The sequence below is a fragment of the Pseudomonas sp. S3_G06 genome (genome assembly GCF_054667565.1).
In genome coordinates, this window is the sequence record NZ_CP162738.1 from 2574159 (window position 1) to 2589609 (window position 15451).

Here is a 15451-nt window from a genome sequence, read left to right on the forward strand (position 1 = left end):
GACCTGGGAGCGCCCTGCTCCCAGGTCTGCTCGATCAATCAGTCGCGGCGCCACGAAGGCCCGGGTTTCGGTGAGGATGGGGCCGGTGGCGACGCTCCCGCATCCTGCGACGCCAGGCTCTCCAGTTCTGTGCGAGTCAAAGCCTTGAGTTTCTCGATACGCGCATCCGCCAGTTCGATTTCAAGCACCCTCATCGCGTCCAGATAATCGCTGTTTTCTTTATCGGGGTAGGCATCCTCGACCGCTTCGTGCCGCCGGGTGGCTTCGCGCTCAAGTGCCTCGAACGCCTCGATGTGGCGATCCTGCAGATAGCGGATCCAGTAGTCCCGCGCAATCAGATCTTCCAGAAACATGGGGGATGCCTCGTCCGCGAGAACCGCGGCGCGCGCGGCGAGCAATCGCCGCCCGCGAATCGGTGAGGCGTACAACATGTGTTCGGGTTGCGCCGGCAACTCCAGGTCGTCCGGCCAGCCGCGCGTCATGCCGATGCGGTATTGCAGGCGGACTTCCGCGCGGTCCTTGTTCCTGGCGGCGGCTTCGGCCAGTCGATCCACCCTTTCCAGGCGGAACAGCCGTCGAGTCAGATCAAGCAACGCCCTGCCGCGTTGCAGCGGACGATGCCGTGGAATGTCGCGCAGGGCGTTGAACTCATAGACGCGGGTTTCCAGTTCGCTGAAAGACAGGATCCGGCCATCGGGGCACGTGCCGTGGGTTTCGGCGTTGAGAAACAGCAGCTCGCGCAGTTCAGCGTTTTCCGTGGCAGCCTGGATCACCTGCCAGACCCGGTGGGTCAGATCGGCACCGGCAAACCTGAATTCCAGGGTGTCGGGCAAAGTCGAGAGCAAATGAAAGAACGCCTCATGGTTGGCCTGTCGAGCCAATTGCAGCCATAGCGCTTGCCGCGCTGCACGCGCATCTGCATGGGTATAGGTCATCCATATATCCATCGCCGGTGCCGCCACGTCCTGCGCCGGATTGGCAATCACCTCCGCTGCCTCCACACCGGCATGCACATCCACGGGCCTGCTACCGCCACCGCCTCCGCCACGCGGGTCATCATCGTTGTCGCTGTCGGAGCCAGAGCCAGAGCCAGAGCCTGAGCCCGAATCCGATTCGGAACCGGTATCGCTTTCCGAGTCGCTCATACGCTCGGCGATCAGGCGCTGCAAGGTCTCCGGCGTGTAGCCCAGCACGTCACCGCCGCCATGCGCAACGCTGTAGTCCCTGATCTGCTCCAGCGAGTTAAGCTCCAGCGAATTCTCCGACAGATCGGTGCCTGCCACGAGCGCCTCATGATTGCCGCCCAACAGCCGGTCCGGGAAAACCATGATGTTGTTGCCCGACAGGTCCAGCCTTTGCAGATGCGCCAGTTCAAGCACGCCTTCAGGCCAGCGTTCCAGGCCATTCTGGCCGAGGTTGAGGGTTTCCAGACGGCTGAAGGTTGCGGCGTTGAATTCTTCCAGCTGATTGTGACTGAGGTCGAGCCAACGTAGCCGCGCCCCGCTCGCGTGCTGATACACCGATTGCGCCTCGGCCAGGCGATTACCGCTCAATTCCAGCCGTTCGAGCCGGCTCAGACTGGCGACAGCTTCCGGCAGGCGTGCCCGGCCAGTGCCATTGAGCATCAGAGTGGTCAACTCAGGAAAGGCCGGGCAGAACAGGTTGAAGCTCTCGACGGAAAACTTTGCCCCGGTCAGGTCCAGTGTTCGCACATGGGAAAACACGTTCGACAGCGCAGGCAAATCACCCATGCCACCCGCTGAAAGGCTCAGCGTCCGCCCGGCGGATTCGGTATGGCCCGTGAGTCCGTCCCGCCAGCAAGCGCGGATTCTGGTCGCATCGAAGTACCTTGTTGATGGCTGCGCCCTTTCACCAGCCCCTTGCGCCGCGTTGAAGATCCAGCCGTTCAACTCACGCGTCAACGCCTCGTTACTTGCTCGCCACTGATTCAGTCTGCCGACCATTTGCTCAGGGGACAGACCTTCATTGCGTAAACGCTCAACGCTGGCCTGGGCATTTTCAAGCGAAAGTGACGGAAAGATTTCCACCACGGTACGGCTCATGTCGGCGCCTTGCGTAATGGCCGTGGCGGGTGGCAGCGGCAATAGATGAGCGGCGCGATTGGATGCCGTGTCAGGCGTGGCACCGCCGAAACCGGCGGGTAACGAAGCCGATTGCGATTCGAACCGTTGCAGCGCCCCTTCGGGCAAACCCAAGGTCATTTCGACACGTCGCTGCGCCGCCTCCATGCTCGCTTCGCCGCTGACACTGAAGCGGTTGTTCAGCAGCCGGGTCTTGAGCAGCACGGTGTCGTTGGCAAGCACCTGTTCCGGGAGCGATCCGATGGTGTTATGGCGCAGATCCAGTGCCTGCAAATGCGCCAGGTTCTCCGCCCCCCTCGGCCACTCATTGAGCCCGTTTGAGCTGAGGTTCAGCGTCCTGAGCCCGGTCAGGCGAGAAACGTCCAGTGTGTCCAGCCGATTGAGGCGGGCATTGAGATGTTCCAGATTGCTCAGCGCGTTGAATTGACCTTGAACCTCAGGGGTCACGGCGATACGGTTGAAAGACAGGTCCAGCTGTGCAAGCCGGGTCATATCGGCTGCCCGGACCGGCACTTCTGTCAAACCGCAAGCAGTGACTTCCAGGCTTGTGGCGCCACTGAATGCCTGGAGAAAGCCGCGGATCTGTTCGACCGGCACAGTCAACCGGTCCAGCCGAACCCTCTGCACATGAGCAAACGTACCGGCCGGCAATTGCGGCAGCTCACTGACCGACTCCGCGCCCTGCGTCCAGGCGGTGTCAATCAGTTCAAACATGCTGGCGTCGTCCAGATCGCTGGCGGATATCCCGTCCTCAGCATCGAAGGGACGAACGTCATCGTTCAAGCGATAACGCCGGCGTATGGCCGCGCGCCAGTTTTTTTCCAGTGCACGAACCACCCGGGCATTGGGCGGCGCTTGCCAGCGCGCTGCCGGCGTCGCCGTACGCAACTCCGCGGATGCGCTGGCCTCGTAGAACTGGCGGAAAATTGCGTTGTGTTCCACGCGCAGAATCTCCACGGCTTTAAGTCGGGTTTCCGGCGTGTTCCACAGACTCATGATGCGCTGAGGTAACGGGTTGAGACGCCCGGCCTCACCCGTCAGAAACTTCAGTTCCCCGGCGCAGTAGCGGCGGACCATCGAATCCAGGTCAACCAGATGCCCCCACTCCCCCATGTAGTTTTTTACATAGTCGTAAGCCGGTTTGAACGCTCCATGGGAGAACCTCGACCAGTCCAGGGACAAACCGGCCCAGAGTTTCTCGTGCCCGGCATAGAGGGTCTGTGGTAGGGAAGCGATGGCGGTCTGCGTCAGATCCAGACGCTCCAGCTCAGGCAGTTGTTCCACATAAGCCGGCCACTGCCTCAGACCCGCCGCTTCGATCTTGAGTTTCTTCAGTCCTGCAAGGGGGGCCAGATCCAAATCAGGCGGACTGCCTGCGCCGCCGAGAAAATCGAGATGAAGCTCCTCAAGGGCGGTCAGCCTACGCAATCTTGTCGACAGATCGGAAGCCATCACTCTGGCTGGCGTTCTGAACTTGAGCTTTTTTAGCGCGGACATGCGAGTCACGCTCAGGGGCAAGGTCGTCAGTGACTGCTCGCGCGCCATATAGGTGCCGAACAGACTGCCCCGCTCCCCCAGCGACAACTTTTCGATATTGGCAAATCGTGCCAGGAAGGCGTCAGCATTGGCGTCGGTCAAGCCGCCGCCGCCAATCGAAAGTTCACGCACGTGAGCAAAGTCGGCGGTCAGCTCTGGCAGAGGATCGTAGGTGAGAATCAAGAGCTGATCGGCACCCGCGAGCCCAGTGGACGAAGCGTTGCGCCAGCAGGCTTTGAGCGCTTGAGCGGTGCGAAACTTGTAATTGGTTCCGGAACGTTCCCAGGGCGCCGCCGTCGCTGTCCCTGCCCATTCATCCAGCGTCGCATTCAGTTGTTCCCACTCACGCCGACGGGATTGCAACAGCTCGAAAATGGCGCGGTTGTCTTTTCCTGCCCGATATTGGTCAAGGAGGAAGCCGCGAGCCTGTTCGTCGGTCAGTTGCGGGTAGATATCCTGCACATGAGCCAGCAAATTCGGTGCCCATCCCGCGCCGCGTCCACTGGCGGGATAACCGATCAACGTGCCGTGCACCCGCACCGGCGGTTTCATCCACTTGGCCTGGGGGGCCAGCAGCGCGTGGGCATCACCCTGGTGCTGGTCGGCGTAATCGATGATCTTGGCTTGCAACTCTGCGGACTGCCCGACCTCAGGGACACCGAGGCTGCGGCGCGCATGATCAGGCAGGGCATGCATGATCGAGGAGTAAAAATTGTCGCCGTTGCGAGGCAGGCTGTTGAGTGCCTCACCGCGCTCGTTGTATGCCTGAAACTGAACGCCTGTTTTGATCAGGTATTTTTTCTCGCCGGCGGTTTCACTGCCGATGCTGTCGAGCAGCATGCCGGCGTCGTGGCCTTCGCGTACTTCAATGCGAAGGCTGTCGGGCCAACCCGCCAATTGCTCCAGCGTGTGCAACGCCAGGCGCCGGCTGTCCGCAGAAGCGACGTTTTCGCTGCGCAGACCGGCATATGCCGCTACCTGTCGACTCTGGCGCGCGTACCAGCGGGCCTCCTCCAACAGACGCAGCGGTATTCGTTGCCCTGCGCCGAGTTGCTCAAGATCATCGGGGCGAGCATGTGCCAGCACCGTTTGTGCCGCCGGTTCACTGAGTCCCGGGCAGGCCTTCTGTAAACGCACGACCTGCGGATCGACGGGGTCGGTCCCCAGGTAAATGCTGTCGTAAATCGCCGGCTGGCGGGTGCTGGCGTAGTCGGCGATCTGCTGGCCGAACTCTGCCGGCCGGGCATTGCGCACCCGTGCACCCTGCTCGCCCAGCAGCCGAGTGATTTCTGACTCGTCCAGCGCCGCGAGGATACGTGCTGGCAGTTCACCGCTGGAGATATCGGCCCGCGATATCTGAATGGGTGACTTGACGCCGATGTCGCGAAACCGCCGCGCGGAGCCATACCTGACGGACTTGCCGGACAATTGCTCGCCGTCGAAGACTTCCAGCACCCGGTTCTCCGGCCAGCGCGGCATTTCGGTGATCAGCGGCAACGCGTAGAGGTACAGTTCATCGATCGGTTTTATCCCGCGCAACTGCTCGACAACCAGTGCCGCGTTGCCGTCTGCTTGCATCATGCGCATGGCCTGGGTCAGTTCCGGTGGTGGCAGCGAAGAATCAATGTGCATCTTGCGCAATGCGGCTTCACTGACACCGCTGATATCGGCAGCCTTGATCAGCTGTGCATCGGAGAAGGCTTCGGTTGCATGGCCGATGCGCCGCAACAGTGTCAGACGATCCCAATCCTGCGGACGTTCCAAAGTATGCCGCCAGGCACCGCTTCCATTGCTGTGGAGCACCGGCTGCCAGGCGTTGATGTCGGTCGGATGCCTGATTCGCCATTTGCCGATCGATGCATCGAAAAACTGCTCATAGACCTTGCCGCTCTGGCGAATATAGGTTTTACCCTCAAGCACGTGCTGGCCGGCACTGTTTGGCCCGGGACTGTCAGGCAGTGCAACAGTCGACTCGTAAGCGCTCAGGTCGGGTTTCCACAGCCGGGTTTCGCCGTTGGGCAACTTCACCGGATGCAGACTTTCAATGACCGGCACGGCTTTGGCGCTCGAGATTTTCCTTACGGCGGCGCCCACACCGGCCATCAGCGCAATCTGCGCAAGGTTTTCCGCCACATCGATCAAATGATCCTTGGCCGCACGCCGATCGCCCTCGGCCCATTCGATTGCGCCCTCAAGCGTTTCATAGAGCAGTTGCCCGGCCATCACCACCATCATCACTTCGCCCAACACAGGCACGAACATCGAGACCATGTTCAGACCGAGCATGCCAAGTTGCATCAGATGGGCCAGTTTGGCGTCCCTTGCTCGCGCGTCTACCTCGGCAGTCGGTACCGCGTGGCTTCGGGCATCATCGATCAGCTTGGTGCGGTTCTGGCTATAGAGGTATTGCCACAGGTCCTCGTTAGGAGCCCAAAGTCCCTGCCCCTTGCGTCCCAGGGTGGACGGTGCGATATAAGGGTCCGCCACTGGCTCCCATTTGACCTGGCGTTCGGGCGGTACCTGCTGAATGCGGGTGAACGCTGAACCGCCGGTGAATCCCTGCAGCACTGCCAGCCATGGCGAGCGCAGCAGATCCCAGCCATCGCCCGGTGAGTCAGCCGCCTTTTGCCTGAACTGGCTGAAATACTCGGGACGCTGGTCATAAGGCAGGAACTGGCCGAGAAAGCGCTGGTAGGCGGTGGGCTCCGCGCCCGTCTGTTGCAGAGCGTCGCGTGCAGTGAGCAAGCGTTTGAGTTCGTCGCGCATCTGCTGGAACGTGTAGCGCTTGAGCGGATGTTCAGGATCGTGCGGGATGTAAAGAATCAGTTCGTCGGTGTAGCGGTATTTCTCGCAGATGACGAACGCGACGCAGCCGGTGAGTCTTTTTTTCATCAACCCCAGGTCCTTGAACCAGACCTGTTTTTTACCCATCCAGGGGTGCATCTCGCCGTCAATCACCGAGAGGATCATCGCGTGATCCGCCGCCTCGATATCCTTCTGCAACAGCGCCTGCTCGGCCGCAGCGCGCAGCGTCGCCTTCTGGGCGGCGATGAAGCGTTCGGCAAGCAACGCCTCAGCCACCGCTTCCTCAGGATGAAAGAATTCTTGCAGGTAAGTCTGGTATTGCTGGCCGATATCCAGATCGCGGCAAAGGCGCAGAAACTGGCTGACCGAAATACCGATCTCTACGTGGTCGAACGTCTGCGCCGTGGTGGTTGCCACGACAAAACCAGAGCTTGAATGGTAGGTCCCTTCGCATTCGCCAGCTTCGAAGTTGTGCAGTGCGGCTTCCAGCAGCGTTATCTTCAGCGCCTCGAATGAGGCCAGCTCGATTCGCTGGATACCGATCTCAACCGGGCGGCGCAGACACAGCAGCGTTTTGTCGACATCGATATCCAGCGAGTGTTTGTCTTTCAGCGCTTTGATGACCAATGGCCGGGCAAACGTCTCGACGTCCTGAAGTTTCGCCATGCGCTTGTCGAGACTGTTCTGGGCGATGACACTGGCCTTGAACGTGTCGTCCACGGTTTTGCGCTGGGCCGGCGTCGCATCCTGATACCAGGCTGGCAACGTTGTCGCAACCGCCTTGAAGGCTTCGCGCCGTTGCGGCGAAGCCTCGGTCAACCATTGCGGGATCGAGGCCTCGAGAAACTCGCCGTGCAGGCTTTGCGTGGCAATGGGTTTTACTGACTGACTGACGTCTGCCGGCCGAGCGGTCGACGCAGGCTGCGTCGACACGGGTTTGGGGGGGATAGCGATCATGGTCACTCCTTGTTGATGGAGCGCTCAGCAAACCATGTCGCGTTATCGCTTCTGCGTTATCCGGATATAGCGCAACCATCAGTGGTAAGCGGATGTGACCTGTCCTGCCTCGGACCGCCTCAGCATGGCGCCCTCAGGAACCGGATGGTGAAGGCAGGCGCCCGGGTTGTTCGGATTCCGCGGCGAAGCTGTTCAGCTCGTTGATCACCCGGCGTGTCAGCTCGGCGCGTTTCTGTGTGCGCAGCACGTCCATGGCCTTGCCCAACCTGTACAGCTCAATGTCGTATTGCTCGGAACTCAGTTCATTGCGGGCGAGACGCTGATTGAGCTGGTCCCACAGTTGCTGGCGTCGCTCGTCAACCGCAACGTCCAGCGCGGCCATCTCTTGTGGGTGGAGATCTTGCAGGTAAGAGATCCAGTAGTCGCGCTCTGCCATGCTTACGGACAGCGCATCGGTGCCCTCTGCCTCAAGAATCGAGGCGCGGGTGTACTCCAGCAGTTCATCACTCAGCGGGACGTCATAAATCATCGACGCGGGTTGGCCCGGTAAATCGACACCGTCACCCCAGCCGCCCGTCAAACCGATGCGATATTTAAGGCGCACTTCCGCACGATCCATACCCAGCGCTGCGGCTTCAGCCAGCGTTTCGACGCGATCCAGACGAAACAGTTGCCGCGACAGACGCAGCAGCGCCCGACCTCTGGGGGCCATTCGATTCAACGGAATGTCATGTAATTGGTGATGTACCGCAACCCGCACTTCCATATCACTGAATGTCAGAATTCGCCCGTCCGGGCAGGTACCATGGGTCTCGGCGCCCTCAAACAACAGTTGCCGCAGCTCAGTATTTTCGGCAGCGGCTTGCATGACACGCCAGACTCTCTCGGTCAGGTCGCCTCGCACCTGCAAGTAGTCTTGCGTGTCGAGCAACAAGCGCAGCAACTGGAAAAACCGCTCATGATCAGGTTCTTGCGCCAATTGCGCCCAGAGTTCGGTTCTCTGCGCAACCTGCTGCGGATCGCTGTCGGCCAGCCATGGATCGCGCGAGCGTGGCGCGACATCGTTGGCTGGATCGAAGACGTCCTCGGGAGGAAATACTTGCGCATGGGGGTCGTGAACAACGCCGCCAGCGTTTTCAATTGCAACGCCGTTTTCGGGAATTCCTAACAGATCACCAAACACCAGACGTTCGATCATTGCCTCAATCTGGCCGCGCGTCATGCCCAGCACATACGGTGCCGAGTGTTCGCGGCTGTAGCGCCTGAGGTCCTGGAGTGCCGAGAGCGACAAACGGCGATTATCCGACAAATCCGAGCCCGCGATCAGACCGGAATGATCATCAGCGAAAAGCGCCCTGGGGATGTCGGTGATTTCGTTACCGCACAGGTTCAATTCCCGCAATCCGGGCGCTCTCAACACCCCGTCAGGCCATTCGCTCAATTGGTTGTATCGCAGATCCAGAGACTCGATCACACCATAGTCGGGCGGATTGAATACGCGAAGTTCGTTGTAACTCAAATCCAGCGTGCGCAGCCGCGCATTGCCCAGCAAAGGGTAAACACTCGTCGCACTGCGCAAGCTGCAATACTGCATCTCCAGTCGCGTCAAATGGCGCATTCGCAGCACCGGAGCAGGTACCGTACCTAATTCGTTACCACCCAGAAACAACGTATCGAGGTCGGGAAAACCCTCGAGAAAACCCGCGCTTCCCCGCGCTGTGATCCCTGCCCCGCTCAGATCCAGCATCGTCACGCCCGGAAACTGCACCACAAGCGCCGGCAGTTCTCCAGTCTGCAATCCTGCCAATTCGAGCTCCAGACCGACGCTGCCGGGGTGTTGGGTCAGGGTGTCGCGCCATGTCTCGCTGATTCGCCGGGCCACCAGTGAACGCACTTGCGCACTGACCAGGACAGTGTTCGTTCGTACTTCCCTGGTATAAAGCCAATCGTTCAACTGACGGGTCAGCGCCTCGCAGCTCAGATGCCATTCGCTGATCTGCGCATCGATCTGAGCGTCATTCAAGGCCCGTGTCCGCAGCACCAGCAGACTACGTTGCGCCCGTTCGCGATTCAGTATCACCGCCAACCGCTGCAAATGCCCCGAAACGCCTGAACTGACAGGCGCCGGCTGCGGGAGCGGCAGAAGCAGATCACTGAACGAACCGCCGGTTTCCAAAGGCGGAAAATGCTCAGGCACCGGCTCTGCGGCAAAGCGTGACAACGTGCCCTGGTGCAACCCCCGCTGCTGCTCGATGCGCTGCAGCGCCGCGTGAAAGGCTGCTTCACCTTCGGCACTGAAGACGTTGCCCGACAGATTCGCCCTCATCAATACGTCAGGATGCGCCAGCGCTTGCGGCGACAGGGACGCGATCCGGTTGTCTCGTAAATCGAGCCATGACAGCCGTGAAAGAGTTTCCGCCCCGGTGGGCCAGGCCTGCAAATCCGTCGATCTCAGATTCAAGGCCTCAAGCCCGCTCAAGGCTGTGGCATCGAGTCGCCCCAGCGGGTTATGACTCAGGTTCAGTCGTACCAGTTGTGGCAGGGCATCGAGTTGGCGCTGGACCATCGCCGTCACGGTGATTCTGTTACCGGACACGTCGAGCCGACGTAGCGCGGGCAATTCCTGGGCTGCAAAAGGGAGCTCGGTGAACGTACTTCCCCCCAGTTCAAGGGTTTCGATATGACTGAAGGCGCGAATAAAATCCCGCGCCTGGCCGGAGGGCACGTTCAGCCCTCCCAGGCGCAGTGTGCGCACATGAGCGAAACTGCCGGCCGGCAACGAAGCAAGCTCGACACTCGTGTTGGCGCCGGGCGGCTCGACGAAGGTAAAGCGCTCGACGTTGGCTGCCAGGCCATAGCGCTGACGAATTGCACCGTGCCAGCTGCTTTTCAGCGCTTGTAACAGGTCTGCGTTGGCCCCTGTCGACCAGCGCCGCGCAGGCGCTGCATAGCGTGATCCCTGCAGCGGGGATGGTGGATAAAACGCGGCGAAGATGGCCTCATGTTCGGTCCGAAGCTGCTCGATTGCCGCCACCCTCGCCGACGGTGTTGACCAGGCCGCGTTGAATGCCTGCGGCAAAGGGTCGGCGCTATCCGCCACGACGGCCATGGTATCGAGTTCGGCGCGGCAATATTCACTGACCATCTGATGCACGTCGAGCAGGTGGCCACGCGGGCCGGAGTGGCGGCTGACATACTCATAGGCCCGACGGAACGTCGCTGGGGTGACACGTGACCAATCCAGCGATAACCCGGCCCAGAGTCTTTCATGGCCGCTGTAGAGCGAGTCGGGCAAGGTTTCAATCAAGGTGTGTGTCAGGTCAAGGCGTCTGAGCTGCTGAAGTCGTTCAACGTATCCCGGCCATCGCCATAACGCGTGGGGCGCATCGATGCGTAATCTGCGCAGTCGTGTCAGCGATTGCAGATCAAGACCATGCAAGGTGGTGGAATCGAATCCGTGATAGTCGATGCGCAGGTCCTCCAGCGAAGTCAGTGCACCAAGCCTTCGCGCAAAGCTCTCCGCCAGCAATGGCGCGTCGGTAGAGAAACGCAGACGTCTCAGGCCGGGCAGCCGCTCAACGGCCTCTGGCAATGTGCTAAGCGGTCGGGTGACAGGTGTCTGGCCATAGCGCCTCAATTCACCGATCCGTAAATCGGTGACATTCGGGAACGCCGCCAGAAACCCGTCCGCATTGACGTCGGTGATGCCGATGCCGGTGATGGCCAGTTCGCGCACGTGGGGAAAGCCTGTACTCAGCTCGGGCAATGGCGTGTCGCAATGGATTGTCAGGCGGGCCGCCGCCTGCCCGTCCAGCGGACCATTACGCCATGCCTCTCGCAGTGTCTGCGCCAGTTGCGCCCTGTGCGTTGCAGTACGGCTATCACTCGGCGCTGCCTGCCATCGCTCAAGTGCAACGTTCAATGCCTCCCATTCCTGGCGGCGAGATTCCAGTTCGATATGAATCTGCGCTTCACTCTGGCCGCTTTGCCGAGCGAGGAATGCCCGCGCCTGGCGCGAGTCGGGGTATAGATGCGCAATGCGTGATTCGAGAGATGGATTGAGACCGGTACCACGGCCGCTGGCGTAATAACCCAGCAGTCGCGTGCCCACGCGTACCGGCGGTTTGAACCACTTTGCAGCCGGTGACAGCAATCGCGCAGCTTCGGCTCGATGGAGGTGAGCCGATTCGATGATCCTCTGTTGCAGCTCACCATGGGCGTTGCCGACAGACAATCCGATTGATGAACGTGTGTCCTCAGGCAACGCATGCATGAGCGAACTGTAAAAGCTGTCCTGGACCCTCGAGACTCTGTTCAATGCCTGGCCGTGATCATTGAACGCTTGATAGAAAGGTCCGTTTTTCACCAGATAGCGTCTAACCGGTGCCATAGGCTCGCCGATGCTGTCGAGCAAGTTGCCAGTCACGCTCCCCTCGCGAATTTCCAGACGCAGCGAGTGCGTCCAGCCAGACAATTGTTCCAGAGCGTGCAAAGCCAGTCGCCGACTGTCCGCCGACGCCAGGTTTTCGCTGTGCAAACCGGCGAATGCGCGGGCCTGGCGACCTTGGCGGGCATGCCATCGAGCCTCTTCCAGCATTCTCAACGGGGAACGCCCGGTCGCATCCATTCGGGCGAGCTCGTGCATCGAAGCATGCTCGATCACATCCTGGGCAGCCGCGTCGCTGAGACCGGGACATTCACGCTGCAACAGGCGCACGGGCGCACTCGACGATTCGGTACCCCGATAAAGACTGTCAAAAATCGCCGGTTGACGCGTATAGGCGTATTCGGCGAGTTGTTTGCCGAACTCATCGGGCCGTGCCGGGCGAAATTGCGCAGCGGTTCGTCCCAGCAGATAGTTGATTTCCTGCTCTTCCAACGCAGCCAGAATCCGCGCCGGCATTTCCCCGTTCAACACTTGCGTACGTGTCAGGCGGATAGCGGGCTTGTGGCCCAAGCCGGGCAGCGTATTTTGCGCACCATAGCGGATGGGCGGCCCTGCTCCGTGCGGATCAGCTGTCATTTCCAAAACCCGATCGGCAGGCCAACGGGGCATCTCGGTGACCAGCGGGACTGCATACAGGTAGTGCTCGTCTATGGGCCTGGCTCCGCGCAACTGCTCGACCATTTGCCTCGCCTGCGCATCGGCATCGAACAGGCGCATGGCATCTCGCAGTTCAGGGGGCGGGGGCAATTGATTCATATGCATCTTGCGCAGGGCGCCATCGCTGATACCGCTGATATCGGCCAGCGCCAGCAATGTGTCATCGGAGTAAGCATCGGCGAGGTGCCCGATGCGTCGCAGCAGGGTCAAGCGATCCCACGCCATGGGCTGTTCCAGGCTCAGGCGCCAGGCACCGTGGCCGTTATGGCTCAGCAACGGTTGGTAAGCCAGAGAATCGGTGGGATGTTTCAACCGCCAATGCCCGGTGGAGTGGTCAAACGTCTGCTCATAGAGCCTGTCGCCCTGGCGCATCCAGGTTTTGTCGGCGACGCAGTACTGTCCCGGCGTGTCGGGCCGCGACAGCTTGCCGGGCATGAGTTCTTGTTCATAGCCGCGCAAGCTCGGCCTCCACAGGCGCCTCTTGCCATCAGGCAGAGTCACCGGGTGCAGATCTTCGATCACCGGCTCCGGTTTAACGGCTGTCACCCGATTGAAGGTTGCTCCTGCGGCGGCCATCACGCCGATCTACGCAAGGTTTTCAGCAACATCCACCAGATGCGCCCTGGCGGCGTGCTTGTCCCCCTCGCTCCACTCGATCACGCCTTCGACAGTTTCGTAGAGCAACTGGGCCGTCATGACAACCAGCATGATTTCCCCCAGTACCGGAACGAACATGGACGCCATGTTCAGCGCCAGCAGACCGAATTGCAGCAGCCCTGACAGCTTGGCATCGCGCGCCTTGGCGTCGACGTCGGCGGTGGGCACCGCGTGACCACGAGCGTCGTTGATGACCTTGTCACGGTGTTTTTCGTACAAGTACGCCCAGAGATCGTTGTTCCTCGCCCATGGATATACCTGGAGGTGCGGCATCAACGAAACAGCCACGTAAGGATCGGTGTCCGGCACCATTTTTTGATATTTCGGTGAAGTCTTCCAGATCTCTACGAAAATCAACGTTGTCTGCAGAATCTTGCGCCACGGTGACGACAGCCAATCCGATGCGCCGTCTGCAGACTTTACGAATTGACTGAAGTAATACGGACGCTTCTCGTAAGGAAAAAACTGACTGAAGAATCGCTGATAGGACGTGGGCGCCGTGCTGTCCGCCTGTTGCGCATCGCGAGCACTCAGCAGACGCTTGAAGGTGTCCTGCATTTGCGTGCCGGTATAGCGCTTGAGCGGGTGTTCCGGATCGTTGGGTACGTACAGAATTACCGCGTCCACCGGGCCATACTTTTGCGCGATCTTGAACACCACACAACCGACCAGCCTGTGCCGCATCAAGCCCAGGTCTTGAAACCACACCTGCTTGTCGCCGATCCGGGGGTGCCTGTTGCCTTTGATCACCGAAAGGATCATTGCGTGATCCTCAGGTTGAATATCCTTGGTCAACAGTGCGCGCTCGGCTGCCGCGCGCATGGCCGTTTTCTGACTGGCGATAAAGTGCCGGCGCAACTTCGCTTCCGCGGCCGGATCGACCGGATGGAAAAACCTTGTCAGATAAGCCTGGTACTGGGCACCGATATCCAGTTCGCGGCACAGGTTCAGGTAGTTCCTGACCGACACATTCACCGGAACAGCCTTGAGGGCACCTTGTACGGCGGTTGCGGTTGCGAAGCCAGAGCTGCTGTGAAAGGCGCCGTAAGCACACTCATCACTTTCGAAGTTGTGCAAAGCGGCCTGGAGCATCGACAGCGTCAATGCCTCGAATGAACCGATTTCCTCGCCGAGAATGCCAGCGCGTATTGGCCGCCTGAGGCACAACAGCGTGTTATCCAGATCCACGGCGACCTCGTAGCGGCGCTTCAGCGCCTGCGCCAGTAGCGGCCGGGCGAAGGTTTCGATGTCTTTGAAGGTGGACATGGTGCGGTCCAGCCTCGTCTGAGCAATAAAACTGATCCTGTAGCTGGTATCGACCACCTGACGCTGGGCCGGCGTCGCTTGCGTGTACCAGTGCGGGAACACTGTCTGCGCCTGCTTGAGCTCGGTTTTCCTGTGCACCGGCGCCTGAATCAGCCAATGCGGCATCACGGATTCGAGCCAGGGTGCGTGAAGGCTCTCGGACGCCGCAGGTTTGAGGGGGCGGTCGGTAATGGTCGAAACGTCTGAATCGGTGGACATACATCGCTCCTGTAAATGGAGCGACAGCACATCACTGACGCCGCGGTGTCCGGCGGTACATGGATATATCCGCCGCGCAAAAGTTGTAACGTGGCATTCGGGACCACAGCGATTGACTATGCTTCGGGGGACGATTTTTCGCAGAGGGATTTATGGACGATCCAATCGACAACAAACCGCCGAGTTTCTGGCAGATGCTGCACAGCGTCATGGCGGCGGCTTTCGGGGTGCAGAGCGGCAAGAACCGGGAAAGGGATTTTACCCACGGCAAACCCAGTCACTTCGTGATTCTCGGCGTATTGTTTACAGCAGTGTTCGGCCTGACGCTGTTTGCCATCGTCAAACTGGTGTTGTATCTGGCCGGGGTGTGATGCTACGAAAAAAGGTATCTGATGCAGGTTATCCGGGCCTTGGGAGAAAGGCCCGGAAGCGCGGATGTTACTGGTGGCTGACCCAGAAGACTGCTGTTCCTACAACGAGAATGATCAGGAACAAAATGGCCCACGCGTCGACGCTACTGTCGCTTTTCCTGGCTTTGGTCGGGTTGCTCATTGCATCGCCTCTTGTCGGTTTTATCGGTGATTGCACAAAGACTCGATCACAGTTAAGACGATGATTGTCCGCACGACAAATGTGGATTAGATGACCGGCATTCGCGTTAGGCGATTTGGTTCTTTACATATACTCAAACATCACTTTTGCGCATAACTGCAAACGGGTATATTGCCCCGGCTCCGTGACGGAGTGCGCGGCCGTGCGCGCAGAA

General features: G+C 60.0%; 4 protein-coding genes. 1 reads left to right on the plus strand and 3 read right to left on the minus strand.

The window, feature by feature from the left end; all coding sequences use genetic code 11:
* Window positions 1-38: 38 nt before the first annotated feature.
* The 3 genes from AB4N47_RS11495 to AB4N47_RS11505 all read right to left on the minus strand — a co-directional run bounded on the left by AB4N47_RS11495 (window position 39) and on the right by AB4N47_RS11505 (window position 14715).
* On the minus strand, window positions 39-7400 hold the full coding sequence (locus AB4N47_RS11495) for a dermonecrotic toxin domain-containing protein (protein WP_341637685.1): 7362 nt from the start codon (window positions 7398-7400) through the stop codon (window positions 39-41).
* Window positions 7401-7533: 133 nt separating this feature from the next.
* The gene (locus tag AB4N47_RS11500) at window positions 7534-13080 is read right to left on the minus strand and encodes an NEL-type E3 ubiquitin ligase domain-containing protein (protein ID WP_460154541.1); all 5547 of its coding nucleotides are present in this window, start codon (window positions 13078-13080) and stop codon (window positions 7534-7536) included.
* 9 nt (window positions 13081-13089) lie between these two features.
* Window positions 13090-14715, minus strand: a complete 1626-nt coding sequence (locus AB4N47_RS11505; RefSeq protein ID WP_460154542.1) for a dermonecrotic toxin domain-containing protein — start codon at window positions 14713-14715, stop codon at window positions 13090-13092.
* A 122-nt stretch (window positions 14716-14837) separates the two neighbouring features.
* On the opposite strand from AB4N47_RS11505, the gene AB4N47_RS11510 reads away from it, so the two are divergent.
* A complete protein-coding gene (locus AB4N47_RS11510; protein ID WP_041478699.1) occupies window positions 14838-15056 on the plus strand; it encodes a DUF2970 domain-containing protein in 219 nt (72 codons plus the stop codon).
* Window positions 15057-15451 lie beyond the last annotated feature (395 nt).